24 protein-coding genes and 2 pseudogenes are annotated in these 25,502 nt (G+C 68.0%); 10 read left to right on the top strand and 16 right to left on the bottom strand.

Annotated features, from left to right (window positions below; all coding sequences use genetic code 11):
• Window positions 1–148 precede the first annotated feature (148 nt).
• From KY499_RS17765 to KY499_RS17750, 4 genes are read left to right on the top strand one after another with little or no spacing between them, the layout of a single operon-like run.
• Complete coding sequence (locus tag KY499_RS17765; RefSeq protein WP_219885956.1) at window positions 149–1,207, top strand: thiamine pyrophosphate-dependent enzyme; 1,059 nt, start codon at window positions 149–151, stop codon at window positions 1,205–1,207.
• Window positions 1,200–2,237 (top strand): alpha-ketoacid dehydrogenase subunit beta, encoded by a 1,038-nt coding sequence (locus tag KY499_RS17760; protein WP_123254073.1) that lies wholly within the window; start codon window positions 1,200–1,202, stop codon window positions 2,235–2,237. The genes KY499_RS17765 and KY499_RS17760 overlap by 8 nt, the downstream gene beginning before the upstream one ends.
• The gene (locus tag KY499_RS17755; protein ID WP_123254074.1) at window positions 2,230–2,559 is read left to right on the top strand and encodes a biotin/lipoyl-containing protein; all 330 of its coding nucleotides are present in this window, start codon (window positions 2,230–2,232) and stop codon (window positions 2,557–2,559) included. Before KY499_RS17760 ends, KY499_RS17755 begins: the two co-directional genes overlap by 8 nt.
• A 4-nt stretch (window positions 2,560–2,563) precedes the next feature.
• Window positions 2,564–3,388 carry an alpha/beta fold hydrolase gene (locus KY499_RS17750; protein ID WP_123254075.1) on the top strand — a complete coding sequence of 275 codons (825 nt, stop codon included), beginning with the start codon at window positions 2,564–2,566 and terminating at the stop codon, window positions 3,386–3,388.
• Between the two features lie 73 nt (window positions 3,389–3,461).
• On the opposite strand, the pseudogene KY499_RS17745 reads toward KY499_RS17750, so the two are convergent.
• The 3 genes and pseudogenes from KY499_RS17745 to KY499_RS17735 form a co-directional block, all read right to left on the bottom strand.
• Window positions 3,462–4,797: pseudogene (locus KY499_RS17745) on the bottom strand (MFS transporter).
• A gap of 175 nt (window positions 4,798–4,972) precedes the next feature.
• Window positions 4,973–6,427, bottom strand: a complete 1,455-nt coding sequence (gene hpaB, locus KY499_RS17740; RefSeq protein WP_219887064.1) for a 4-hydroxyphenylacetate 3-monooxygenase, oxygenase component — start codon at window positions 6,425–6,427, stop codon at window positions 4,973–4,975.
• Between the two features lie 105 nt (window positions 6,428–6,532).
• Complete coding sequence (locus KY499_RS17735; protein WP_123254077.1) at window positions 6,533–7,072, bottom strand: flavin reductase family protein; 540 nt, start codon at window positions 7,070–7,072, stop codon at window positions 6,533–6,535.
• Window positions 7,073–7,342: 270 nt separating this feature from the next.
• Between KY499_RS17735 and KY499_RS17730 the strand changes: the two genes are divergently transcribed.
• Window positions 7,343–8,059, top strand: coding sequence for an IclR family transcriptional regulator (locus KY499_RS17730; RefSeq protein WP_219885955.1), 717 nt, complete (start codon window positions 7,343–7,345; stop codon window positions 8,057–8,059).
• 13 nt (window positions 8,060–8,072) lie between these two features.
• On the opposite strand, the gene KY499_RS17725 is transcribed toward KY499_RS17730, so the two are convergent.
• From KY499_RS17725 to KY499_RS17705, 5 genes are all read right to left on the bottom strand, one after another.
• Window positions 8,073–9,416, bottom strand: a complete 1,344-nt coding sequence (locus tag KY499_RS17725; protein ID WP_123254079.1) for an MFS transporter — start codon at window positions 9,414–9,416, stop codon at window positions 8,073–8,075.
• Window positions 9,417–9,577: 161 nt separating this feature from the next.
• Window positions 9,578–12,652 carry an AAA family ATPase gene (locus KY499_RS17720; RefSeq protein WP_219885954.1) on the bottom strand — a complete coding sequence of 1,025 codons (3,075 nt, stop codon included), beginning with the start codon at window positions 12,650–12,652 and terminating at the stop codon, window positions 9,578–9,580.
• Entirely contained in the window at window positions 12,649–13,782 is a 1,134-nt protein-coding gene (locus tag KY499_RS17715; RefSeq protein ID WP_258191124.1) for an exonuclease SbcCD subunit D, read from the bottom strand. The genes KY499_RS17720 and KY499_RS17715 overlap by 4 nt, the downstream gene beginning before the upstream one ends.
• Window positions 13,707–14,192 (bottom strand): hypothetical protein, encoded by a 486-nt coding sequence (locus KY499_RS18430; RefSeq protein ID WP_258191123.1) that lies wholly within the window; start codon window positions 14,190–14,192, stop codon window positions 13,707–13,709. Before KY499_RS18430 ends, KY499_RS17715 begins: the two co-directional genes overlap by 76 nt.
• 92 nt (window positions 14,193–14,284) lie before the next feature.
• Window positions 14,285–14,641, bottom strand: a complete 357-nt coding sequence (locus tag KY499_RS17705; protein ID WP_219885952.1) for a YidH family protein — start codon at window positions 14,639–14,641, stop codon at window positions 14,285–14,287.
• A 148-nt stretch (window positions 14,642–14,789) separates the two neighbouring features.
• Between KY499_RS17705 and KY499_RS17700 the strand changes: the two genes are divergently transcribed.
• On the top strand, window positions 14,790–15,983 hold the full coding sequence (locus KY499_RS17700) for an ADP-ribosylglycohydrolase family protein (protein WP_123254083.1): 1,194 nt from the start codon (window positions 14,790–14,792) through the stop codon (window positions 15,981–15,983).
• A 21-nt stretch (window positions 15,984–16,004) separates the two neighbouring features.
• Here KY499_RS17700 and KY499_RS17695 read toward each other — a convergent pair whose 3' ends face one another.
• Both KY499_RS17695 and KY499_RS17690 read right to left on the bottom strand, forming a co-directional pair.
• Window positions 16,005–16,535: a DUF4395 domain-containing protein gene (locus tag KY499_RS17695; RefSeq protein WP_219885951.1), complete on the bottom strand. Its 531-nt coding sequence runs from the start codon at window positions 16,533–16,535 to the stop codon at window positions 16,005–16,007.
• A 57-nt stretch (window positions 16,536–16,592) separates the two neighbouring features.
• The gene (locus KY499_RS17690) at window positions 16,593–17,618 is read right to left on the bottom strand and encodes an exonuclease domain-containing protein (RefSeq protein ID WP_219885950.1); all 1,026 of its coding nucleotides are present in this window, start codon (window positions 17,616–17,618) and stop codon (window positions 16,593–16,595) included.
• Between the two features lie 122 nt (window positions 17,619–17,740).
• Here KY499_RS17690 and KY499_RS17685 point away from each other — a divergent pair, with 122 nt between their 5' ends.
• Window positions 17,741–18,508 (top strand): VTT domain-containing protein, encoded by a 768-nt coding sequence (locus tag KY499_RS17685; protein ID WP_123254085.1) that lies wholly within the window; start codon window positions 17,741–17,743, stop codon window positions 18,506–18,508.
• 103 nt (window positions 18,509–18,611) lie between these two features.
• On the opposite strand, the pseudogene rdgB reads toward KY499_RS17685, so the two are convergent.
• The 6 genes and pseudogenes from rdgB to clpS all read right to left on the bottom strand — a co-directional run bounded on the left by rdgB (window position 18,612) and on the right by clpS (window position 22,908).
• A pseudogene (rdgB, locus tag KY499_RS17680) lies at window positions 18,612–19,260 on the bottom strand (RdgB/HAM1 family non-canonical purine NTP pyrophosphatase).
• The gene (gene rph, locus KY499_RS17675; protein WP_123254087.1) at window positions 19,257–20,015 is read right to left on the bottom strand and encodes a ribonuclease PH; all 759 of its coding nucleotides are present in this window, start codon (window positions 20,013–20,015) and stop codon (window positions 19,257–19,259) included. Before rph ends, rdgB begins: the two are co-directional and overlap by 4 nt.
• A 60-nt stretch (window positions 20,016–20,075) precedes the next feature.
• Window positions 20,076–20,873 carry an MBL fold metallo-hydrolase gene (locus KY499_RS17670; protein WP_123254088.1) on the bottom strand — a complete coding sequence of 266 codons (798 nt, stop codon included), beginning with the start codon at window positions 20,871–20,873 and terminating at the stop codon, window positions 20,076–20,078.
• Window positions 20,870–21,883, bottom strand: coding sequence for a glutamate racemase (gene murI, locus KY499_RS17665; protein ID WP_123254089.1), 1,014 nt, complete (start codon window positions 21,881–21,883; stop codon window positions 20,870–20,872). Before murI ends, KY499_RS17670 begins: the two co-directional genes overlap by 4 nt.
• 97 nt (window positions 21,884–21,980) lie before the next feature.
• Window positions 21,981–22,547, bottom strand: coding sequence for a DUF2017 domain-containing protein (locus tag KY499_RS17660; RefSeq protein WP_123254090.1), 567 nt, complete (start codon window positions 22,545–22,547; stop codon window positions 21,981–21,983).
• Window positions 22,540–22,908, bottom strand: a complete 369-nt coding sequence (gene clpS, locus KY499_RS17655) for an ATP-dependent Clp protease adapter ClpS (RefSeq protein ID WP_123254091.1) — start codon at window positions 22,906–22,908, stop codon at window positions 22,540–22,542. The genes KY499_RS17660 and clpS overlap by 8 nt, the downstream gene beginning before the upstream one ends.
• Before the next feature lie 155 nt (window positions 22,909–23,063).
• Between clpS and KY499_RS17650 the strand changes: the two genes are divergently transcribed.
• The 3 genes from KY499_RS17650 to KY499_RS17640 all read left to right on the top strand — a co-directional run bounded on the left by KY499_RS17650 (window position 23,064) and on the right by KY499_RS17640 (window position 25,489).
• On the top strand, window positions 23,064–24,392 hold the full coding sequence (locus KY499_RS17650; RefSeq protein ID WP_258190854.1) for a nicotinate phosphoribosyltransferase: 1,329 nt from the start codon (window positions 23,064–23,066) through the stop codon (window positions 24,390–24,392).
• Complete coding sequence (locus KY499_RS17645) at window positions 24,392–25,027, top strand: isochorismatase family protein (RefSeq protein WP_123254092.1); 636 nt, start codon at window positions 24,392–24,394, stop codon at window positions 25,025–25,027. Before KY499_RS17650 ends, KY499_RS17645 begins: the two co-directional genes overlap by 1 nt.
• Window positions 25,028–25,150: 123 nt before the next feature.
• The gene (locus KY499_RS17640) at window positions 25,151–25,489 is read left to right on the top strand and encodes a hypothetical protein (RefSeq protein WP_219885949.1); all 339 of its coding nucleotides are present in this window, start codon (window positions 25,151–25,153) and stop codon (window positions 25,487–25,489) included.
• Window positions 25,490–25,502: the final 13 nt, after the last annotated feature.

The raw sequence follows: 25,502 nt of genomic DNA, 5'->3' as shown, positions 1-25,502 counted from the left end.
GCCGCTCCGGCGGCCGAACCGGTGTGGCGGATCGGGAATCTTACAAATTGCCAGGACTGGGCGGCTCAATTCCCGCATATTTGTACAGCTTGGCCAGCCATCACTGAGCTGATTGCACGGCGGCGTTGGGGTGACTAGGGTCACAGGCATGGAGACCCTTTTCCCCTTGGCGCCCGGTACTGATGCACCGCCGCTGACACCCGATGAGCTCCGCGAGCTCTATACCCTGATGGCGGCTGTCCGCCACCTCGACACCTCGGCCGTCGCCTGGCAGCGGCAGGGCCTGATTCCCGGCTACGCGCCCGAGCACGGCCAGGAAGCAGCCCAGGTCGGCAGCGGCTACGCCATGGACACCACCCGGGACTTCGCCTTCCCGACTTACCGGGAAATGGGCGTTGCCCGCACCCTGGGTGTGGACATGATCGCCTACATGGCCACCCACAAGGCCACATGGCATGGCGGCCTCTACAACCCCGTGGAGTCCCGGCTCGCGCCGATCCAGGCTGTCGTCGCCGGATCCGTCCTGCACGCCGTCGGCTGGGCCCACGGCCAGACGCTGGAGTGCGAGGACGGAACCGCCGATCGCATACCCGGTGTGGCCCTGAGCTACTTCGGCGACGGCGCCTCCTCGCAGGGCGACGTCCACGAAGCGATGAACTTCGCCGCCATCCTGAAGGCGCCCGTGGTGTTCTTCATCCAGAACAACGGCTGGGCCATCTCCGTCCCGACCGAACGCCAGGTGGCGGGCGGTTCCGTCGCCGCACGTGCCGCCGGCTACGGCATTCCGGCGCTGCAGATCGACGGCAACGACGTCGCCGCCGTCGTGATGGCAACCCGCCGCGCCGTCGCCCATGCCCGGGCCGGCCATGGCCCCGTGGTTATTGAGGCCATGACCTACCGGCGCGGCCCGCATTCAACCGCCGATGATCCCGGCCGCTACCGCACGCTGACGGAAGAGCGCGACGGCGCCGGCCAGGATCCGCTGGATCGCCTCCGTGAGCGCCTGCTCGCCGACGGACTCGCCGATGCGGCCTTCTTCGACGCCGCCGACGCCGCGGCCCGGGCCGAAGAGGAACAGATCCGGACCGGCCTCCAGGCCCTCCGCCCGCGGCCCGGCGCTGAAATGTTCGACCTGGTCTTCCAGGAAACCACCCCTGCCCTGCAGGCCCAGTCCGCCAGCTGGCGCGAGGAGTCCGAACATGTCTAATGCGATCCTTGAAAGCGAGGCAGGGGTGAATCCGGCCACCGTGACCCTGTCGATGCAGCAGGCCCTCAACCTGGCCCTCGACGAACTCCTCACCGAGAATCCCCGGACACTGGTTTTCGGCGAGGACTGCGGCAAGCTCGGCGGCGTCTTCCGGATCACGGACGGGCTGCAGGCCAAACACGGCGAGCGCCGCGTCTTCGACACGCCACTGGCCGAATCCGGCATCCTGGGTATGGCAGCGGGCCTGGCCATGGCCGGGTTCCACCCGATCCCCGAGGTCCAGTTCGACGGCTTCGCCTACCCTGCGATCAACCAGATCATCTGCCAGATCGCCCGGCTGAACTACCGCAGCCGCGGCGCCCTGCCGATGCCCGTCACGCTCCGGGTGCCCAGCTTCGGCGGCATCCGCGCCCCCGAACACCACGGCGAAAGCCTGGAGGCGCTCTTCGCCCACGTCCCCGGCCTCAAGGTCGTCTCGCCGTCGACCCCGCACGAGGCTTACCACCTGCTCAAGTACGCCGCCACGCGGCCGGACCCGGTGGTCTTTATGGAGCCGAAGTCCCGCTACTGGCAGAAAGGTGCGGTCGACCTCGCCCAGAGTGGCGCCGCCGCGGATTCCCCCACCGGCGCCAAAGTCATGCGCACGGGCCGGCACGTCACGCTCGTGGCCTGGGGTGCCATGGTGGCCCGCTGCCTGCAGGTGGCGGAGCTTGCCGCCGAGGACGGGATCGACGTCGAGGTCCTGGACCTGCGCTGGCTCAAACCAATTGATGCTGCCGCACTGGCCGCCTCCGTGGGGAAGACGCGGCGCGCCGTCGTCGTTCATGAAGCGCCGCTGACGTCCGGGCTTGGCGCCGAAGTAGCGCAGTTGATCACCCAAAGCTGCTTTGACACCCTCAAGGCGCCGGTGGAACGGGTCACCGGCTTCGACGTGCCCTACCCCTCCGGGGACCTGGAGGACGAATACATCCCGAACATTGACCGGATCCTCTTCGGGATCCAGCGAGTATTGGAGTACCGGCGTGGCTGAAATTTCGTTTCCCCTGCCCGACCTCGGCGAGGGGCTGATCGAGGCCACGGTGCTCGAATGGCTCGTGGCCGCCGGTGACCACGTGGAGCGGAACCAGCCGCTCGTCGAGGTGGAAACCGCGAAGTCGGCCCTTGAATTGCCCAGCCCCCAGGCGGGTAAGGTGGTGCGTATCCATGGTGGGCCCGGTGACAAAATCAACGTCGGCGAGCCCCTGGTTGTGTTTGAGGTGCCGGACAACACCGCCGGCATCGTCGGCACGGTACCAACGGAAGAACCACCCCGGCGCCGGGTCCGCCTGAGCGCCGTACCTGATGAGGACTGAGACGATGAGCGGCAGGCACACGGGCGAACAGCACGTCCACACCGTGGAGGGAACCGATCCCCAGTTGTATGTGGGGATCCACGAGCCCGCGAACGATGCCGGGCTGCGTCCGGTCCTGCTGCTGCACGGCTTTTCCTCCTCCAGCAAGCTCAATTGGGAGGACACCGGCTGGATCTCGGCGCTGCTGGACGCCGGCCGCCGGGTGGTAACCGTGGACCTTCCCGGCCACGGCCGCAGCGCCAGCCCCGAGGATCTGGATTCGTATTCGCCGAGCCGGATCCGGGCGGACCTGCTGCAGATGTCGGTCGACGCCGGCGCCACGCCACTGCGCGACGGAGACCCCTCCAGCGGGCTGGACGTGATCGGCTACTCGCTGGGCTCCCGGCTGGCCTGGGAGTTCGGTGCCACACAGCCGGAACTGGTGCACCGGCTGGTCCTCGGCGGACCCAACGTTTCGGACCCGCTGGCGCGGTTCGACCTGGTGGCCGCCCAGCGGCACCTCGCCGACGGCACGCCGATCACCGACGAATCGACCGCCGGGCTACTGAAGATGGCCCAGCTGCTCCCCAGCAACAATATCTTCGCGCTGCTCTCCCTCGTGGAAGCCATCAAGGCCGAACCCTATGATCCGGCCGAGGCTGTCCCGCACATGCCAATGCTCCTGGTGGCCGGCGAGAGCGACGAGCGGGCCGCCTCCATGCCGGAGCTGGCCGCGATCGCGGCCAAGGCGGGCACCCTGGTTGAGCAGCTCATCCTGCCCGGACGCAGCCACACCAACGCCGTCACGAGCCGGGCCTTCAAGCAAGGCGCCATCGCCTTCCTGTCTTAAAACAATGCGGGGTCACTCCTCGCCGGTCCGGGACTACCGGATGGGCGAGAAGTGACCCCGCGTTGTTGTTGTTCTAGTGGTGGCTGCTGACGCCGAGCGGGTTGCCCTTCGTTTCCTTGGCCAGCACAACGCCGACGGCGGAAATGACGCACAGGACCATGATGTAGATGCCGACCGAGCCGCTCCACTTGGTGGTCTGCAGGAGGGCTTCGGCAATCATCGCGGCGAAGGCACCGCCCAGGATGGCTCCGAAGGCGTAGCCGATCGAGATACCCGAGTAACGCACCTGGGCGGGGAACATTTCAGCGTACATCGCGGACATCGGGCCGTAGGAAAGACCCAGGCCGATCGTCAGGACGAAGAGGCCCCACACCGTACAGCATGATGTTCTTGGTCTCGATGAGGGCAAAGAGTGGGATCATCCAGACGAAGACAATCGCGTAGCCGGTAAGGAACGTCTTGACCCGGCCGATCTTGTCCGAGAGCCAGCCGCCGACCAGCGTGAAGATCAGCCAGCCGAAGGAAGCCAGGGTGGTGGCGAGCAGGACCTCCGGGAGGGGCATCTTCAGCGACTTGGTGGCGTAGGAGATGAAGAACGCGATCAGCAGGTAGCCGGCGGCGTTATTGCCGATGAAAATCATGGTCGAGAACAGCACCGGCTTCTTGTGATTCCGGATGAGCTCGCTCAGGGGGGCCTTGCTCTGGGCCTTGCGTTCGGTCATTTCCTTGAAGACCGGGCTTTCGGCCACGGCGCGGCGGATGAGGTAGCCGACCACGATCAGGAGGATCGAGAGCAGGAACGGGACGCGCCAGCCCCAGGCTGCGAAGTCTTCCTTGGACATGCTGGTGTTGAGGAAGTACAGCAGGCCGGTGGCGAGGATCATGCCCACCGGGACGCCGATCTGCGGGTAGGCGCCGAACAGGCCGCGCTTGGACTTGGGAGCGTGCTCCACAGCCATCAGTGCCGCGCCGCCCCATTCGCCGCCGGCCGAGAAGCCCTGGACCACACGCAGCGTGATCAGCAGGATAGGCGCCCAGACGCCGATCTCGTTGTACGTCGGGAGCATGCCGATCAGGGCCGTGGCGGCACCCATCATGATGAGGGTGAAGACCAGCATCGCCTTGCGACCGAGGCGGTCGCCGAGGTGGCCGGCGACGATGGCGCCAAGCGGGCGGAACAGGAAGCTGATGCCGATGAGGGCGAAGGAAAGAATCTGAGCCAGGCCCGGATTGGAGGCGTTGAGCGGGGCCAGGAACAGCGGAGACAGCAGCGTTGCGGTCAGCTGGGCAAAAATAAAGAAGTCGTACCACTCGATAGTGGTTCCCACCAGGGTCCCTGCGAGGACTTTGCGTTCCTCGCGCTTGCTGCTGGGACCCGCCTCGAGATCGACGGATGAAGTTGCGGTCATTGGAACTCCGTTGTTGGTGGCAGAGGTGCTGCCGGGATGGGTGCAGGTGATTAACTGATCGAACGGTCAGTTGGTTGAAATTAGACTACTAGGAAATGTGATCCGGCGCACGTGTTTGCCGTGGGAATGTGCGGCCACCCACAGAAATCGGGGCGGTGCCCTCGATCCCCGCGTCTCAGTCCGCACGGCTAAGCAGATCGCGGACGCGCGCCCGGGCCGGTTCGCGGTCGTAGCTGTTGACCATGGCCGCGGCCATCCGTACCGGATCGCCGAAGAAGAAGTACTCATAGAGGGACTGACGCCCGGCGAAGCCGGAAATAGAGGCGTCGAACGCGAGCTTGAACAGCCTGACCCGTTCCGGACCGGTGAGGGTCTTTCCCTGGAGGTACAGGTCGATGTCCGCCCGCGCCTCGCTGTGGACATCGGCTTCCCCCGGCAGTGCCATGAGGCCCGAGGCCGAGAACTTGCGGATGATCTGCGGGAAGCGCTGGGCAATCTTGGGGTACCAGTTGCGGGCCGCGTTCAGCGTGGTCCACTTCGGCAGCAGAACGCCGGCCTCGTTCAGGGCAGCATCGGCCTCGGAGGCCCGGATCAGGGCCTTGCCGATCTCGACGTCGACGATGAGCTCGGCGATATCCTCCTGAATGTGCTGGAAACCGTCGATGCCGATGGACTCGGCGAGTTCGGAGGCCAGGCCGAGGAAGAACTCGCTCTTGGCGATGGTCCGGGTAACGACCTGGTGCGTCATGAGTGCACCGGCGCCGGTTTCTGTGTAGAACGCATTGCACAACTGGGGGTTGCCGAGCATAAAGATCCGCGCGTTGGGCACAAAGACGTGGTCGAAGACGGCGACGGCGTCCATTTCCTCATAGCGGGACGCGAGCGGTTCGTCGTGGGTACTGCCGCCGTTATACAGCGAGCTGCGGCAGAGGTAGCGCAGGCCCGGGGCATCATTGGGAATGGCGAAGGCATAGGAGTAGGGCGCATCCTCGGGGGTCCCGCGGAGGACCGTGGAAGGAAAGACGAGCAGTTCGTCAGCGATCGGGGCGATGGTGGCGAGCATCCGGGCACCGTGGACGACGATCCCGTCCTCACGCTCCTCCACGATCCGGGCCGAGAGCTGCCCGCCGAGTTGCTCCGAGCCCGAAACCGACCGGTTGACCTGGGGCGGGATCAGGGTGTGGGTGGCCAGAATGTCGTTTTCGCGGGCCCATTCGTAGTAGTTGCGGATGTTGTCGGCGTACTTTGGGCCGGCCTGGGTAAACCATGTCTGCGCGGAGCCGAGGGCGGTGAGTGCGGAGTTCATGCAGTCGCCCGAGCGGCCCAGGAAGCCGTGGGAGGATTCCGCCCAGGTGGAGATGGCCCGGCGCCGGCGCTCGAGGTCCCCGGCTGTTCTGGGTACGAGGAAGGACGCGTTGACCAGATCGCCGGTGCTGGGCGAGGTGTACGTCAGCGCCCCCTGGTAGGCCGGATCATGCTGCATGTCGAAGAGCTTCGCGTACGAACGCGCCACGTTCCGGAAGGCGGGGTGCTCGGCAATCTTTTCGCTCACCACCTCGCCGTTGATCGTGACATGCGGCGTCATGGCGTTGAGTTTGTCCAGGTACTGCCGGCCGGTGCGGATACCCATGATCATCTCTCCAGTCCTCGTTGAGCTGTGTCGAAAGTGCTGCGCTGTACAAAAGTGCTGCGCTGTACAAAAGTGCTGCGCCGTGGCCAAGATGTTGCGCTTTGCCTAGAGCAGGTCTTCCACACCCAGTTGGCTTTCCGGAATGGTCGTGAAGGCGCTGTTGGCGTAGGCGAGCGCATCCCCGCTGCGGTAGTTGAAGTCCACGACCTCGCCGAGATACAGCGTGTGGTCGCCGCCGTCGTACGCCGCCCACGGGGTGCACTCGAAGTAGGCGAGAACGTTGGAGAGCCGCGGCGCCGTCTCGCCTTCGACCCACAGCGGTTCGGGTCCCGGGCTCCCGGCGAAGTGCATCGCGAGCCGGCGCTGCTCCGCGCCGAGGATGTTGACGCTGAACGGCCGGCCGGCCAGCTCATCGTGTGCCTTCGCGGAGCGGGCAATGCTCACGAGCACCAGCGGCGGCTCCATGGACACCGAGGTGAAGGAGTTGACGGTGATGCCGTGGCGTCTGGCTGCCCCGTCAAACGTGACAATCGCGACGCCGGTGGCGAACCTGCCGAGACTGCCGCGGAAATGGCTGGTGCGGGGGCCGGACATTCGGTCCGGGGCATCGAGATGCCCTGCGGCGCGGGGCTTGGCAATCATCATCGATCCCTTGCATTTTGTCTGGCGCTTCCGGACCTCGATCCGGTCCGGTGGGTGCGGCGGTTCATTAACGATGCTCCCTGGATAATCTCCGCTCAAGGTCTTTATGTCCCAGGGGCCACTTCTTGTCTGCTCTGCACTTCAAGTATAAAGTGTGTTCTATAATCGAACATCAACTTCATATATAGAACGATAACCCGTGGTATTCCGAAAAACAAGGGTTGACCGGGGACCGTCCCGGTACACCGGCAGTGCACACCTAGGATGGAAGCCATGACCACGAACGCCGGCAGCGCCCAGGCATCTCCGTCCCAGACGCTCTCCCGCGGCATCCGCGCCCTCGAGATCCTCGCCGAGGTCCAGCGCCCCCTCACGATTGCCGAGCTGGCTGACGCCATGGGCGTCCATCGTTCGGTGGCCTACCGCATCCTGCGCACATTGGAGGACCATTCCCTCCTGGTCCGCGACGACGCCGGCAGGGTCCAGCCCGGACCCGGCCTCGCCGTTCTGGCCAGGGGCGTCTCCCGGAGCCTGCAGACGGCGGCACTTCCGGAACTCACCCAGTTGGCCAACTCGCTGATGATGAGCGCGTTTGTGGCGGTGTGGGATCACGAGGACTGCGTCACCCTGGTCACCGTCGATCCCCGCCACGCCGGGGCCGTGGTGGTGCAGCACCCGGGATCACGGCACCCGATCAACCGGGGCGCTCCGGGAATTGCCATCCAGTCCGCGCTCTCGGAGTCCGAATGGGGCATCCTCGCACCGGGGACCGAGTACCGGACGGAAGCTGCCGAAGCCCGCCGCCGCGGCTACGCCGCCAGCCACGACGAGGTCATTGCCGGGGTTTCCTCGCTCGCCGTACCGGTCAGGATTCCCGGCGGGCGGCCCGCAGCGCTCGCCGTCGTCTACATCCGTGCGGACCAGGACCCGGACGAGGTGGCGGCTGCCCTGGCGGCGAGTGCCGCGCGCATCGAGACCCAGTTGGGCTGAGGCGCCAGGACCGTCAGGCCGGGTTCCGCCGCCGGATGACCGCGGCGGCCGCGGCCCCGAGCAGGAACAACCCGGCCGCGGCGCAGACCGAAACAAGAAAGGCCGCGGTGGAGCCGTGGTCCTCGGCCAGCCGGCCCGCCACGGAGGAACCGAGGGCCTGGCCGGCGACGATGCCGCTGGCCAGGGCGGTCATGACGGTACCGAGCTTCGCGGCCGGGGCGACGGCGCCGCCGATTGCGAAGACGGTGACCATGAGTGGACCGACGGGCAGGCCCAGGAACAGCAGCACCACGATCATGGACAATGCCGTCGTGGGGAGCAGCAGAAGCGAGGCTAGCCCGATCATCAGGGCGGCGCACGCCACCCAGCGGGCCTGGACGGTGAACCGCCGGGACCAATAGGCTACCGAGAGCGCCGCTGCCGCGGAACTGAGTCCCATGACGGAGTACAGCAGGCCGGCCACCTCCGATGTGGCGACTCCGGCCGAGAACGAACTCAACGCCGCTTGGGTGCCGCCAAAGAAGGACCCCATGCAGACCATGGCCAGAACGGGGAGTGCCACGGCGGCGGTCGACGCGATCCGGCTGCGCACCGGTCCACCCGCGTCCGCCGCTGCCCGCTCGGAGCCGGGCTTGGACCGTGCCGGAGCCGGCGGCACGACCGCGTGGGTGGGGTGGACAGCGAAAGCCGGGACCAGGGTCAGCGTCAGGGCGGCCGCCAGCGCGAGCGGAAGCCAGGGCGTGACGAGGCTGGCGAGGATGCCGACGAGGGCCGGGCCCAGCACGAACGTCAGTTCGTCGGCCGTGCTCTCGTAGGACAGTGCGGTATCGAGGTCGTTGTTGGCCGCGCCGCTGTTCGTCGCGCCGCCACGGGAAGTCAGCGCCATCCAGCGCACGCGGGCCAACGGGCCGACCTGCGGCGAACTGGCACCGGCGATGAACGCCGCGGCCAGCACCGGAACGGCGGCGGACAGGTCCGGTCCGCCGGGGATGCCATAGGCGGCCAGGATCAGTCCGACGATGGCGATCGTGTTGAAGACGGCGGCAACCAACAGGACTCCGCGCTGGCCCAGCCGGTCTGCGAGATAGCCCAGGACCGGTGAGCCGATGGCGGAGCCGATGCCCACCGCGCCGGCCGCGGCGCCGCCGATGGCGTAGGAACCGGTAACGGCCGTGACCAGGGTCAGGGCGCCAATGGTGAGCATGGCCAGCGGGAGCCGGGCGAAGAGGCCGATCGGCAGGAAGCTGCGGCCGGCAAGCTGCGGGAGCCGGGCAAAACGGCCGCCGCTGCTGGAACCTGCGGGTGGGAGGGTGGGCGCGTCAGTGACTGCCGCCGAAGAAAGCGTTGAAGTGTTCATGTTTCCGGGTTCGCTCAATGATGCGCATCGTCCCTCCTCCCGATGCGCGCAACCCGGTAACTCTCCCATGGTAGCGGACGCTGCCGCGGCCGGCTGGCATGGCCGCCCGCGGGATTGCGGCGCCGGCAATCAGCGGCTGCCGCGGCCGCCAGCCGCGCAGCTCAGCCGTTCGCGTCGTCAGCGATGTGCAGGGTGGAGCCGTTGCGCCCCTTGAGCACCTGAAGCTGGGTCCCGATGCGCTGCTTCATTTCACCGACGTGGCTCACGAGCCCCACAACGCGACCGCCGTCCCGGAGCCCCTCCAGCGCATCCATGACCTGTTCCAGGGCCTGCTCGTCGAGGCTTCCGAACCCCTCGTCGACAAAGAGCGTCTCGATATCCACGCCGCCTGATTCCTGCTGGACCACGTCGGCCAGGCCGAGGGCAAGGGCGAGGGACGCCATGAACGACTCGCCGCCGGACAGCGTGGCGGTGTCGCGGCGCTGCCCGGTCCACTCGTCCACGACCTCCAGGCCTAGCCCCGATTTGGCCCCGCGTGCGGCCTTCGCGTCCGTGTGCTGCAGCGTGTAGCGTCCGTCGCTCATCCCGGTCAATCGTTCGGAGGCCGCGAGCGCCACTTGTTCAAGCCTCGCGGCCAGCACGTAGGTGTTCAGGCTCATCCGGTAGGTGTTGTCCCCCGCGCCCCGGGCCGCGTCGGCCACAGCGGCGAGCAGCGCCGCACGGTCGCGAGGCGCCCGGCCGGCTTCAGCCAGCGCAGCGTAGTCGGCCGCGATCCGGCCAAGGGTCTGAACAGACTTCCCGGCGAGTCCGGAGGCGAGCGCCGTGTCCCGGGCAAAACGTTCGGCGGCTTCGTACTCGAGCCGGAGCGCCGGGACGACATCCCCGGCGACGGGTCCATCGGTCTCACGCTCCTGCGCGGCGAGTGTCACGTCTTCGCTGGCGAACAGCTCTCCGATCCGGGCAGCTTCGTCCTGCCCGGCCCGGATCTCCGCTTCCAGTGCTGCTGCGACGTCCGCCGGAAGCAGCACGGCCCGGGCCGAGCCGGCCGAGTCGAAGCCGGCGGCCGGCAGAGCCTGTTCCAGGGATGTCAGGGCCTCCGCAGTCCGGGTTTGGGCCGTCTCAAGCCGCGCCCGTGCGGTGTCCGTCCGCTCCAGCACTGCGGTAGCCCCGTCGAGGGCCGCGATGCGCTCCCCCAGGGTCGGGTGTCCGGCACGCAACTCATTCAACGCCAACTCAAGGGAGACAGCCTGCTCCCGGACCGCCACAATCGTTGACTCCGTCTGGGCAATATCGGAGACGGCCGCGGCCGCGGCACGTCCCGCCGCGGCGATCTCCTCCTCCAGCGCGGACTGCCGGGCGCGGCTGGCGGCAAGGTCATCGGCAGCACGGACTGCCTCCGCGGCCCGGTCCCTGGCGAGGACAGCGTCCAGCCGGGCGTCTTCCGCCGCGGTGGTACCGCCCTGGGCCGCCAGCACGGCAACCTCCCGCTGCGCGTCGGCGAGGTCCCGCTCAACGGCAGCGAGAGCTGCCTCGGCTTCGGCGCACGCGTGCTCTGCCGCCTGCTCGGCTTCGGCGACGGCCAGTGCGGAGGCCGCCGCGGGGGCGGGAAGCGGGTGATCAGTGCTGCCACACACCGCACACGGGACACCGGCCCGGAGCTGGGACGCGAGCTCGGCCGCGGCGTTCGCGAGCCGTTCCTCGCGGAGGTCAAGCCAGTGCTGCCGCCGCTCCTGGTGCCCGTCCCGGGCCCGGCCACGGCGTTCCGTGACAGCGAGGCAGGCCGTTTCGGCGGCGGCGTAGCGCCCCACCATGATGACGAGTTCTTCGGCTGACTCGGCTTCCTTGACGCGCAACTGGACTTCGGCGGCGAGTTCCTCAAGCGGACGCAGTCCCGCCAGCAGCGTCTCCGATTCGGCGCGGAGAGCATCCGAAGTTCCCTGGGCCGCGTCCCTGGCCCCGCGCAACCCCCCCAGGGCCTGGCTCAGCCGGGCGTCGCGGGCTTTCAGCCCGGACAGCTTCTCTTCGTTCGGGAGCCCCGCGTTGAGCACCGCGCGGACGGACCGCAGGTCGCCGAGGACAGTCCGCAGCGCGGCGGTGGCGCGGGCCCCAGTGGGCGCCCCGCTGCCGGTGGCATCTTCCGTTCCGGCGGTCCGGAGCGCAACAAGTTCCGGGTCCGCCGCGGCCGCGGCGTCCAGTTCCCGGGCGGCGCCTGCCATGGCGGCAGCCGCGAGTTCCTCGGCCGCCTCGGCCTGGACCACGGCCTGCAGCTGACCGCTGAGCACTTCGGCTTTGCGGTGCAGCCCCAGTTGGTCGGCCTTCAGGGTGAGGGCGGAAGCGCTGGCCTCCGCCGCCGACCGGCGCGCCAACGCAGCGTCGAGCCTGGCCTGGCGTGCGGCCCGCGACGTGGCGGCGTCAAGTGTGGCCGCGTGCCCTGCCCGCAGCAACTCTGCCGCGACTGCCGCTTCTTTGCGATCCGCAGCAGCCGCGGCAGTCTGGGTTTTCAGCCACGCCAGCCGTCCGTCGGCGTCGGTCCCATCCGGGGCTTCTGCGGTGTCGAGTTCCAGGGCCGCTGTTTCAGCCTCGGCGCGGGCCAGCAGGAGCTCCAACTGGCTGTTGAGGCTGGCTAACTCGGCGCGGGCGAGCTGGGCCTTCCGGCTGAGCTCCGCTTCCACCGCCTCAAAGCGCTGGGTGCCGAAGAGGCTCTGCAGCAGGTCGAGCCGGTCGGCAGCCTTCGAGCGGAGGAACGCCGCGAAATCGCCCTGCGGCAACATCACTACGCGCGTGAACTGGTCCCGGTTCATGCCCAGGACGTCGGTGATCTCTGCTCCGGCCTCATCGTTCCGGCCGGACTTCTCGACCCAGACTCCGTCAACGCGTTCGCGCAGCAGCGTGTTTGCCTGCTGGACCGTAAAGCCGTTCTTTCCCCGGGAGCTTGGCTTGTCCCAGGCCGGGGCTCGGGACACTTCGAAATGCCGGCCACGGGCGGAGAATTCGCAGGTGACGCGGGGCTCGGCACCGGTCTCCGCATGATCGCTGCGCAGCCGCTTGCCGTCCTGCCGGGCTCCGGGGACGGACCCATAGAGGGCGAAGCAGATGGCGTCCAGAACGCTGGTCTTTCCGGCGCCGGTGGGCCCGTTCAGCAGGAACAGTCCATGGGCGCTAAGCCGGTCGAAGTCGATTTGTTCAGTCCCGGCGAAGGGGCCGAACGCCGAGATTTCGAGCCGGTGGATTCTCACAGCGATACTCCGTCGAGTCGAACGGCTTCCAGGGCTTCGGCGAGGACGGCGGATTCGGCGTCGTCCGCGCCGCGACCGCGGACGTGGTCGAGGAATCCACAGCAGACCGAGAGATCGTCGTTGGCCTCGGCGAGCCTGCTGCTGTAGCTGGCCTTCGCCGTTGTGGCGGCTCCTTCCGGGTCGAAGCCGAGGACCAGGGTGTCCGGGAACCGGCGGCGCAGCCGTTCCATGGCCTGCGCGGGCCGCTGGGCATCGGTCACGGTGACCTGGCAGTAGGCGTTTTCGGCCCAGGCGAACTCCTCTGCAGACAGCAGGTGCTCCAGCTTCCCCCGCAGCACCGCCAGGGCCCGCGGCGCGTCCCAGAGCACCGCGCTGACACCGGTGACGCCGGAGGCGTCCACTTCGACGAGCCAGCTGCCCTTGTTGTGTTTCGCTTCGGAGAAGGAGTACGCGAGTGGCGAGCCGGAGTAGCGCACGGTGTCTGAGAGCTCCTGGCGGCCGTGCAGATGGCCCAGTGCCGTGTAACCGAAGCCGTCGAAGAGATCCAGCGGCACGGCCCCGACACCGCCGATACTCAAGTCCCGCTCACTGTCTGAGCTGATCCCGCCGCTGGCGAAGGTGTGCGCCAGGACGACCGAATGGACGGTCCGGGTCGCGGACCGGTTGAGCAGGTCCGCCCGGATCCGTTCCGTGGCGGCGCGGGTGACCTCAAAGTGGCTCGCCGTCCCGGCGTCCAGCTGCTCGGCAACCAGACGGGGTTCCAGCCAGGGGATGCCATAGATGGCAAGGACGGGACCGGCAGGATCGTCGGCGGCGCCAGGGTCATTGCCGAGCGGGAACACGACGGGCTGTTCCAGCTCGGCGAGCCGGGTGCGCAGATGTACTCCCCCGCGCTCCAGCAGGCGTGAGGCGAATCCCAGCCGAATGGCCGAATCGTGGTTGCCGCTGGTCAGCACCACCTGGGCTCCGGTCCCGGTGAGGCGCACCAGGGCATCGTCGAGCAGGCTCACAACGTCCACTCCGGGCAGGGCGCGGTCATAGACATCTCCGGCGATCAGGACGACGTCGACCGATTCGTCCCGGACGAACGAGACGAGCTGGTCCACAAAGGCGCGCTGGGCGTCGAGCATCCCGACGCCGTGGAACGACCGGCCCAGGTGCCAGTCCGAAGTGTGCAATAACCGCATGCTCCTACGGTATCGGCTGCCACCGACAAGAACGGACGGCGGGGCCGTTCGCGGGGCTTCAGCGGCGGGTCCGGCCGCCCGAGCCGGGGGTTCAGCCGCCCAGCGCCACGGCGGCGACGGCGCTGGCGGCCAGCGCGACGGCGGCACTTGATGCCCAGCGCAGGATTACTGCCCGCGGGGGCCGCCGTGGACCGGTGGAGTTCCCGGCCGCGTTCGAGCACGCAGAGGCACAGGACGACGGTTGCCAGGGCCGCGGTGAGGGCACAGATTCCGAGATAGTCGACGGCGCCGGGATCGGGCGTCCGGTTGCCTGCGAGCACCCAGCTGCGCCAGATCAGCAGGTCCACGACCACCAGGGCCAGCAGTGTGCGGCGCCAGGCCAGCGACGTCCGTTCCGGCTGCAGCCCGGGATCCCGGGCCGGCCCGGGATTCACGGCCCCCGGAGTCACGGTGCCAGCAGGATCAGGACCGCGAAAACCAGTGCAGCGGCCGCGACGCCCAAGGTCGTCAGCAACATGACTCCGGAGAACGGCAGTTCCCGTTCGTGCCGCATGGCGGCTTCCATCTGTCCCCAGCGCCGGTAGGCGAGCGTGGCAAGGGCGGCGCCGAGGACGGCCAGGATGACGCACACGGTGATCCGGACCGGCGCCGGCGCGATATCCGGGGCCAGCTGGTCTATCGCAAGGGCCCCGGCGATCAGAGCCAGGGACGTCCTGAGCCAGGCCAGGAAAGTCCGTTCATTGGCGAGGGAGAACCTGTAATCCGGTGTGCTGCCCGTCCTGCGCCATGCGGGTTCGCGCATCCTTGTCCTCTGCTCGGGCCGGCTGCCACGGCCGGCGTCCCAGCCCCGGCGCCCCAATCCCGGCGTTCTCAACAGCACCATACCCGACGCAGCCACCCCGACGGCCGCAGCACCATCCGCGGTCCACCCACGGGGTAAATTGGACGACATGAGCTTTGAGCCTGGCACGTCCCCTGCACAGCCACCGGCACCGTCCCGGGAATCGGCAGCCCCGTCCTTTGCCTCCCGGATTCACGGCTGCCTGCTCGGCGGTGCGATTGGTGACGCGTTGGGGTCCGCCGTCGAATTTGACGATATTGACGCCATCCTGGCCAGGTTCGGTCCCAGCGGGCTGCGGGACTTCAGCCCGCTCGACGGCGGCAGTCACGTCGCGGACGACACCCAACTGACGCTGTACACCGCAGATGGTCTCCTTGAGGCGCTGGAATGGGCAAACGACGGTGTGGCGGCGGACATCAACGCCTGCGTGTGGCTCGCATACCTGCGCTGGCTCGCCACCCAGGGCGTCGCGGTCCCGCCCTCGGCGCCGGTCCAGCCGCCACGCTGGATTGACTCGCATGCGGCCCTCAAGCACCGCCGCTCGCCGGACGAGGCCTGCCTGAGCGGCCTGGCAACCGGCGAAATGGGCACCGTCCTCCGGCCCGTCAATCAGGACCTGAACGGCAGCAGCACTGTGGCACGGTCGGCCCCGTTCGGCCTGATCCCGCATATCGAACCGGCGACGGTCTACAAGCTCAGCGCCGACGCCGCGGCGCTGACCCACGGCCACCCTGCGGCGCGGCAGGGTGCGGGGATCTTCAGCCTGCTCATCCACGCCGTCACAGCCGGGCTGGCACTGCGGGAGGCGGCGGAATTTGCGCTGCGGCACCTGCGGGAGGAACCCCTGCAACGAGGCGAGGCGCCGGATGCCGCCCTGATCGGGCAGTTGGAGGCGGCCCTGCGGCTGAGCGGACCGGCAGATGAGCGGGATACTATGCCCGAAACAGGGCCCACCCTGCTCGGCCCGGAGGATATGGTTCGCGAACTGGGCGAGGGCCGCACCGCCGAGCAGGCGCTCGCCATCGCCGTCTACGCTGTGCTCGCCACGGCACCGGCGGAACCCACCACTGGAGCGGCGGAGCCCACCACGGCACCGGGCGCGGCCGAGGCGCATGTCCGCTCGGCCCTGGCCGTCGCGGTCAACCACAGCGGCGGCAGCGACACCACCGCGTCAATTGCAGGGAGCATCCTGGGGGCGTTCTACGGCGAGGAAGGCCTGCCGGCGCAGTGGCTTGAAGCGTTGGACGCCGTGGACGTCATTCGCGGTCTTGCCGGGAAGCTGACGGCCGTTACCGGAGCCTAAGCGTCCTCCGGCCGTGCGCAGCTAGGCGCGTCGCAGCGAGATGTTATTGCACGCTTCGCAGATGTCCTCGGGAATGAGGCCGCGGCGCTGCAGGAAACCGAAGATGGTGCATCCCAGGCAAAAGCCGACGAAGGCCTCAAGCGAAGCCGCGACAATCAGTACGGCGAGCAGGATCCAGGCTGCCGGTGCGGCGCCGAGCGCGAACAGCACCGCAGCCGCCGTCGACACCGCCGCGCCGATACCTTGGGCGAAACGCTTGGGCGGACCCGGAACGAGGCGGGTGCGTCCCAGCCAGGGCGTCAGAACCTTGACGGAGAGCAGGGCGAGCGGTGAGAACCGCGGGCCGAACAGGACGCGCAGCCAGAAACCCGCTGCAATTACCGCCAGCCCCCAGCCGGAGCCCGTCAGCAGCGTCACGGCGGACAGTGCCACCACCAGGGCGGCAGTGATCCGTGCGGCATATTCATTGACCGGGTTGGGGAAAGCAAAGACCGCGGCCCAGTTGATGCCGCCCCGTGAGGCCGGGGTCTGTGCATCCATCAGTTCGCTCATCAGTCAAGGCTAGGAGCCGGCGGGCCGCCCGGTAAATGTTTGTTGCGCCTTATGACGTCAGGCCAGGACAGCCGGCGCCAGGTGGCCGCCGACCATCTGCAGGAATTCGCCCTCCGACAACACCTCGATCGGCTGCCCGCGGTCGTGCAATCCCAGGACCCGGCGGGCCTTGCCGGTGAGCCGCCCTGAACGGAGGTCCGCGGCGACAAACCCGTCCCCCACCACCAGGACCGTCGTGCGCGAGGTGACCCGGCTTTCGGTCCGGGCGCCGAGTTCGGCGGAACGGATCTTCGCCTCGGTCCGGGGAATTGCCAGTTCGCCGGTGAAAACGACCGTCTGTCCGAATAACGGGTGGTCCGGGGCGGCGTCGGCGTTGGGCGCCGGGTTGGCTCCCTCTTCCGGCCAGCCGGGGAGGTACGCCCGGGCTGCGGGCGCGGCAGCGCCGCCGGGTCCGCCGGAGAGCGCGGCCAGCGCCGATTGTGTGGCCTTGGAGAGTGGATCGCACCGCGGATCGAAGGCCGGCTGCCGGGACACGTTCAGCCCCAGGGACAGGTACAGTTCGGCGATGCTGCCTGCCCCGTGACGGGCGGCTATGTCGATCAGGATGCCGGCACACGCGCGCGCATCCTCGGCCGCGTCGTGGTGGTTGAGCAGGGGCACGCCGGCTTCCTCGGCCGCGTAGGGCAGGGAGTTCGAGACCAGCGAGTAGCAGCGACGGGACAGCATGACCGTGCAGACATAGTCGTAGGCTGGTCCGGCAAGTCCCGATACCTCCAGGCCGGAGCGGATCACGCCGAGATCGAAGGCGGCATTGTGCGCGGCCAGCACATCCCCGCCGATGAAGGCGCCGATCTCCGGAAACAGGTCACCGAACCGGGGAAGTCCCGCCACGCGGTCCGGCCGGATGCCGTGGATCCGGACGTTGTGGTGGTCGAAGGAGTCGTGGTTTTCCGGCGGCCGCATGAGCCATGAGGCTTCCTCCACGACCACGCCGCCACGGACCTTGGTCAGGCCAACAGCGCACGGTGAACCGCGGAAGCCGTTCGCGGTCTCAAAGTCGATCGCCGTAAAGTCCAAACCCACGCGTCAACTTTACCGTCCATTGGCGCACCCGGCCGCATCCTGAGCCGCCGCTGAGCATCCGGACCGGACCCGATCGCCCGACGGCGGCGTTCCAGTACCCTTAACGGGTGAACCTTATAGCAATGAGTGATTTTGCCGTCTCTGCCCTCGGGGGCGCCGGACCGGTGCAACCCCGTATGTCCTCCCTCCTCCCGGAATGGCTCAACCCGCAAGTGTTCCTGGCCGACCCCGCCCTCGCGCCGTGGGTCGTGCTGCTGGTCTGCGGCATCATCTTCGCCGAAACCGGGCTGCTGATCGGCTTCTTCCTGCCGGGCGACTCTTTGCTGTTTACGGCCGGGCTCCTTGTGGCCACGGAAACCATCAAATTCAATATCTGGGCCTTCGCCGCGCTGATCATGGTGTCCGCGATCGTCGGCAACCAGACGGGCTACCTGATCGGTTCCAAGGTGGGCCCGGCGATCTTCAACAAACCCGATTCGAAGCTGTTCAAGCGCGAGAACGTCGAGAAGGCCCACGCCTTCTTCGAAAAGCACGGCGGCAAGGCCCTGATCCTGGCCCGTTTCGTGCCGATCATCCGGACGTTTGTCCCCGTGATCGTCGGGGTGGCCCAGATGAGCAAGCCCAGGTTCTTCCTCTTCAACGTCATCGGCGCCGTCCTGTGGGGCGGCGGCGTGACCCTGCTGGGGTACCTGCTGGGCGACACAGTGCCGTGGGTCCGCGAGAATCTGGACATCATCTTCATCGTGATCGTCCTGGTCTCCGTCATCCCGATCGGCATCGAAGTGATTCGCGGCTTCATCGCCAAGCGCCAGGCCGAAAAGTACGGCACGGACGTCGTGGAGGAGTTCATCGAAGAGCACGAACCCGAAGAGGAACGCCGGACACCCTAGGCGGTCAGGCCGCACAATCGAGCGAAGGCGCCCCACAGGATGGGGCGCCTTCGCTCGTTAACCGCTAGTTGGCCGCACGTTCGATGCCAGGCCACGCGGGCGCCTAGCTGGCTGCCAGTGCCTCAACGATCGCCGGCAGCAGCGCCCGGAAGGCCTGGCCGCGGTGGCTGATGCCGTTCTTCTCCGCCGGGCTCAGCTCGGCGCAGCTGCGGTCCAGTCCGCGCGGCTGGAGCACGGGGTCGTAGCCGAAGCCGCCGGCGCCGCGGGGTTCGCGCAGCAGCGTGCCCTCCAGTTGCCCGTATTCCACCACTTCCCGTCCGCCGTCCGGTGAAGCACCGGGCACGGCGAGGGCAGCAGCGCAGACGAACGCGGCATTCCGGTGTTCGTCGGGCACGTCGGCCAGCTGTGCCAGCAGCAGCCGCAGGTTGGCGTCGTCGTCCCCGTGCCGTCCGGCCCAGCGGGCCGAAAAGATTCCCGGTGCGCCGCCGAGCACGTCGACCGCGAGCCCGGAGTCGTCGGCGATCGCCACGAGCCCGGTCGCCTCCGCAACCGCCCGGGCCCTTGAGCAGCGAGTTCTCGGCAAACGTCACGCCGGTTTCGGCCACGTCCGGGGCGCCGACCGCAGCGGCGTCCACGACCTGGGTGTCGACGTCGAGTCCGGGCACCTGGCCGCGCAGCAGTTCGCGGAGCTCCCGGAGTTTGCCTTTATTGTGCGTGGCGAGGACGAGCCGCGGCGAGGGAGAACCTGTCACGGGGCTTCCGCCAGCGTTTCGCGCTGGATGGCGGCGAGCTGCTCCGTGCCCATCAGCGCCAGGTCCAGCAGCTTGTTCAGCTCATCCCGGTCGAAGGGTGCGCCCTCGGCGGTGCCCTGGACCTCAACGAATTTTCCGGACCCCGTCACCACGACGTTCATGTCTGTTTCGGCCCGGACGTCTTCGACGTAGGGCAGGTCCAGCATCGGCACGCCGTCGATGATGCCGACCGAGACGGCTGCGATGGTGTCGGTCAGGGGCTGGGCATTGCGGGCCAGCATCTTGTTCTCACGGGCGTAGCGGATGGCGTCGGCCAGCGCGACGTACGCGCCGGTGATCGCCGCGGTGCGGGTGCCGCCGTCGGCCTGCAGGACGTCGCAGTCCAGCACGATCGTGATTTCACCGAGGGCCTTGGTGTCGATGATGGAGCGCAGGGAGCGGCCGATCAGCCGGGAGATCTCATGCGTCCGGCCGCCGACTTTGCCCTTGACGGACTCGCGGTCGGACCGGGTGTTCGTGGCCCGCGGCAGCATCGCGTACTCGGCCGTCACCCAGCCGCGGCCCTCGCCCTTGAGCCACCGCGGGACACCCTGGGTCAGGGACGCGGTGCACAGGACGCGGGTATTGCCGAACTCGATCAGGGCCGAGCCTTCGGCCTGATTGGACCAGCCGCGGGTGATACTGATCGGGCGCAGCTGATCAGGGGTGCGGCCATCAGCGCGGATGACGGGGACAGTAAGAGCTTCGGAAGTCATGCCTCCAGCTTATCGACATCCGGCTCCGGCACGGACGACAGGTCTGACGGGTCAGACGGTTCAGACGGAGTAGTGCACTCCGGCGACGGCCACGGCGACGTCCTTCCCGAAGACGGCCTTGGCCTCGGTCATAACAGTCGCGGGGGAGGTCCACACCGGGATGTGCGTCAGCAGCAGGCGCCGGGCGCCCGCGGCCACGGCAGCTTCCCCGGCCCGTTTTCCGGTCAGGTGAACGTCCTTGATTGCGTCGTCGCGGCCTTCCTCGAACGCCGCCTCACAGAGGAACAGGTCCGCGTCACGGGCCGATTCCTCCAGTGCACGGCAGGAATCCGTGTCACCCGAATAGCTCAGCACCCGCGTCACCGGAGCGCCGTCCTTGCCGGGTTCCGTGGCCTCCACCCGGAGCGCATAGCATTCCTCGATCGGGTGGTTGACCGCGTAGGGGGTCACCGTGAAGGGGCCCACGGCCACCGGTTTGCGCTCCGACCAGTTGCTGAAGTCAAATTCCTCGTGCATGCCGGGATCGAGCTCCAGCCCGTAGGCCGTGGCCATCCGGTCGGCCGTCGCCGCCGGCCCCCACACCGGAATCCGGCCCCGGCCCCAGCCGCCCGGCCGCCAGCGCACGGCGACATGCAGTCCGCACAGGTCCATGCAGTGATCCGGGTGGAGGTGGGACAGGAAGATCGCGTCAATGTCCTCAAGATCCGTATACCGCTGGATGGCCCCGAGCGCGCCGCTGCCAATGTCAAGGACGATCTTCCAGTCCCGCTCGCCGTCGTTCGCCGTCAACAGGTAGCACGACGCCGGCGATCCCGGCCCGGGGAAGGATCCGGTGCACCCGACAATGGTCAGCTTCACAGGACGGTCCCCCGCACCGCGGACGGTGCCACGAAGTTGGACAGCCGCGGACGGCCCGCCGCGGACTGGGCTGCGGCGATCATCTCGGGGGTGATCCTCGCCAGGCTGCCCGTGGGGTACTGCGCGGCCACATGGTCCACGTGGCGGACGCTGAGGACTTCGGGCCCAAGGAACCGGCGGGCCAGGGACTCGAACTGGGCCGCGTCTCCCGTGGCGATGAAGTTGTGCTCCGGAACCGCAGCATCCATCCGTTCCAGGCCCCGGGAGGCGAGCGCCCGGTAGACGTCCTTGGCCGTTTCTTCGGCACTCGAGACCAGGGTGACGTCCTCACCCATGACATAGGAAATCACGCCGGTCAGCAGCGGGTAATGCGTGCAGCCCAGCACAACAGTGTCCACGCCGGCGGCCTTGAGCGGCGCAAGGTACTCACGCGCGACGGCCAGGAGCTCGGGTCCGGTGGTAATTCCGGCCTCCACGTACGGAACGAACGCCGGGCAGGCAACCGAGGTGATCTCCAGGTCCGGGGCGGCCGCGAAGGTGTCCTCATAGGCCCGGGATCCGACCGTGGCCGAGGTCCCGATCACGCCGATGTGGCCGCTGCGGGTGGCAGCGACGGCGCGCCGGACGGCCGGCTGGATAACCTCGATCACGGGGATGCCGTAGCGGGCCGTGTAACGTTCACGGGCGTCACGGAGGACGGCGGCGGACGCGGAGTTGCAGGCAATGGTCAGCAGTTTCACGCCGGAATCCACCAGCTCGTCCATTACGCCGAGCGCGTTGGCCCGGACCTCGGCGATGGGCAGCGGTCCGTACGGGCCGTGGGCGGTGTCCCCGACATAGAGGATGGACTCGTTGGGGAGCTGGTCGATGATGGACCGCGCCACGGTGAGCCCGCCGACCCCGGAGTCGAAGACGCCGATGGGCCGGGATCCGATCCGTGTGCTCTCAGGACTGCTCGCCGGGGAGTTCGCCGCAGCTGCCGTCGGGTCCAGATTCGATGGTGATGTCATGGTTATTCGAGGATAGGGCGTTGCCGCCGGTCCGGTCGCCACATTGTGGCGCGGGACTCGTGTCTGCTGTGTCACTTCCGGGCCTGTCACGGCCGGCTCAGCGGCGTGTCTCAAGGGATTGGACCAAGGCCTGGACGAGGGACTCCTGCAGCCAGGTGGCGAAATTGTAGACGAGGGCGAGGTAGCTTTCGACATCCTCAGCCTGGGACCAGTCCTGCATGAGGTGCACGTGCCCGGCGTCGGCGTCGTCGCGGATGTCCAGGCGTTCGGCGAGGACCAGCCGGACATCGTTCAGGGCCGTGGACCAGTGCCGGGCATTGGCCGGGGTGAGCACCAGAACGTCCTTGTCCAGCCCCAGCGCGGCCGCCTTCAGCGCGCCGATCTTGCTCTCGCGCAGGGAGCGCTCGGTGAGCCGGCGGAACTCCAGGGACGCCTCGTCGTCATCCTTCATCACGTTCGGCAGGAGCCGGCGCAGGGCACGGTCGGAGGGTTCCCGGGCCTCGGCGTCGAGCCCCACCAGCGCGGCCAGCGGGTCCTCGCCGGCCCGTTCCTCGGGTTCGAGCATCGAGATGACGTCACCGAAGAGGCTGCGCAGAAGCTCCCGCTCGGCCGGCTCGAGGTAGCCGGTGATGCCTTTGAGCCCGTATTTAAATGCTCTAGCCACGTTTTCCCTTGCCTTTGCCGTTTCCGGTGCCGTCGCCGCCGCCTGTTGCTTTTTCCACGGTGGCCCAGAGTCCGAAGCCATGCATGGCAACGGCGTGCTGCTCCACCTGCTCCTTGCTGCCGTGCGCGACGATGGAGCGGCCCTTCTTGTGGACCTCCAACATGAGTTTGGTGGCTTTGGCCTCTGAATAACCGAAGTAGCTGCGGAACACATAGCTCACATAGCTCATCAGGTTCACCGGATCGTTCCAGATCACGAGGTTCCAAGGGATGTCCGGGGCGGTCAAGACGTCCGAGGACGTCAATGTTCCGGTCTGGGAGCTCTCCCGCGTGTCGGGGCCGAGCGCAACGCTGAGGGTCATCTGTCCATTCTATGGGGATGGTGGGGCCCACGCCGGCGAGGGCCCCGCGGCGAAGCGAAGCGAGACGCGGGAGCCGGTGGGTGGGCCCACGCCGGCGAGGGCCCCGCGGCGAAGCGAAGCGAGACGCGGGAGCCGGTGGGGACTAGAGTGAATTTGTGAGTACCTCAGCCGGCTGGGACCATCCCCGCACGTCCCTGCACACCGACCATTACGAACTGACGATGCTGCAGGCCGCCCTGCAGTCCGGCGCAGCCCACCGGAAATCGGTGTTCGAGGCGTTTGCCCGGCGCCTGCCGGACGGCCGCCGCTACGGGATCGTCGCCGGCACCGGCCGCCTGCTGGAGGGGATCGCGAACTTCCGTTTCGGCCAACCGGAGCTGGATTACCTGCGCCGTACGGGGGTTGTTAATGACGAGACCCTCGAATACCTCGCCGGGTACAGCTTCTCCGGCGACGTGTGGGGGTACCCGGAAGGTGAGGCGTACTTCCCCAACTCCCCCGTCCTGATCGTAGAGTCCACGTTCGCCGAGGCCTGCATCCTGGAAACCTATGTGCTCTCGGTCCTGAACCACGACAGCGCCATCGCCTCCGCGGCATCGCGGATGATCACGGCCGCGGGCAACCGGCCGTGTATTGAAATGGGTTCCCGCCGGACGCACGAGGAATCCGCCACCGCCGCGGCCCGCGCCGCCGTCATTGCCGGCTTCGACAGCACCTCCAACCTTGAGGCGGGGCGGCGGTACGGGCTGAAGACCGTCGGCACCGCAGCCCATTCCTTCACCCTGCTCCATGACACTGAGCGTGAGGCTTTCAGCGCCCAGATCGCTGCGTTCGGCCCGGAAACCACCCTGCTGGTGGACACGTACGACGTCGAAGCGGCCGTCCGCACCGCCGTCGACCTTGCCGGCAGCCGGCTCGGCGCGGTCCGGCTCGATTCGGGCGACCTGGTGGCGCAGGCGCAATGGGTCCGCCGGTTCCTGGACGAACTTGGCAACGACCGCACCAGGATCGTGGTGACCTCGGACCTTGACGAGTACGCCATCGCGGCCCTGCAGTCCGCCCCCGTGGATTCCTACGGCGTCGGCACGTCCCTCGTGACCGGTTCCGGCGCGCCGACGGCCAGCATGGTCTACAAACTGGTCAGCCGAACCGACGACGCCGGTGTCTTCACCCCGGTGGCCAAGGCCGCCAAGAACAAAACCAGCAAGGGCGGCCGTAAATACGCCTTGCGTCGGCTCAACGAACGCGGCACCGCGACCCACGAAATCGTCGGGATCGGCCGTCCCTCGGAGGATGACGGCAACGACCGCCAGTTGCTGCAACAGTTCATCAAGAACGGTGAACTCCTGCCCGGCTGGACCGGCGCCGAAGGCGTGCAGCGTGCCCGCCGCCGCCACGCGGACACGATGCGCGAGCTTCCCGCGGTCGTGAACCGGCTGCAGCGCGGCGAAGCCGCCATCCCCACCATCTACGAGGAGGACTAATGTCCCGCGCCCTGATCATTGTTGACGTGCAGAACGACTTCTGCGAAGGCGGTGCGCTGCCGGTCGAGGGCGGAGCCGCGCTGGCCGGCGACATCAGCGAGTACGTCGAGGCCCACCACAGCCAGTTCGACCACATCGTTGCCACCCAGGACTGGCACATTGATCCGGGGGCGCATTTTTCCGACGAACCCGACTACGTGGACAGCTGGCCCCGGCACTGTGTGGCCGGAACGAAGGGCGCGGAACTCCACCCTGACCTCGACACGGAATACATCCAGGCTTACTTCCGCAAGGGCCAGTACACGGCGGCTTACTCCGGTTTTGACGGGCTGCTCGCCCCCGACGAGGCCGTCCCCACCGGTGACCGCAAGCCCGGCGCCATGCCGCTGACCGATGCCGCCGATTACGCCGTCGACGCTGACGCGGTCGGGCTGGACGACTGGCTGCAAAGCCACGACGTTGAAGAGGTCATGATCGTCGGGCTCGCCACGGACTACTGTGTCCGGGCGACCGCGCTGGACGCAGTCCAGGCCGGCTACACCGTCACAGTGCTGCGCGGTTTGACGGCAGGACTCGCGGAGGACCTCGAGGACGCGGTGGCGGAGATGGAACTGGGCGGCGTCGAAGTCGGCTGAGCGGCTGCCGTTGCGGACCCCGGCCTGCCGGAATGTGATCCGCTTGGCCGAAAAAGCACCATCCCGCCGTTAGACTCGAAATCCCGCCATGTTCGGCAGACACGCACGACTCCGGAGTACACCATGAAGAAGACCCTGACCGTCCTGATCGCTGCCGCGGCCCTGATCGGCGCCGCCGGCTGCTCGGCCCCGCAGCTGAGCAGCGAGGAAACCTGCGCCCGGATCAACTCCGTTGCCGCGGGCCAGCCCGCCAGCTCGGACAAATACGGCACGATCCGGTTCGCCAACCAGATCCGACCGATCGCGGCGTCGTCCTCCGATGAGCTGAAGGCTCCGCTGCAGGACATTCTCGCGTACCTGGACGAGTCCACCAGGGACAACCCCGATGCCGCAACGCTGGCGGAGCTCCAGGCGAGGTACGCCGCGGCCGGCCAGACCTACACCGCGGTCTGCAGCCAGTAACGCCCGGCAGGAC

The organism is Arthrobacter sp. PAMC25284, from assembly GCF_019443425.1.
In the GTDB taxonomy this organism is placed as follows: Bacteria; Actinomycetota; Actinomycetes; order Actinomycetales; family Micrococcaceae; genus Arthrobacter; species Arthrobacter oryzae_A.
This window is presented reverse-complemented; position numbering and strand designations above follow the sequence as displayed.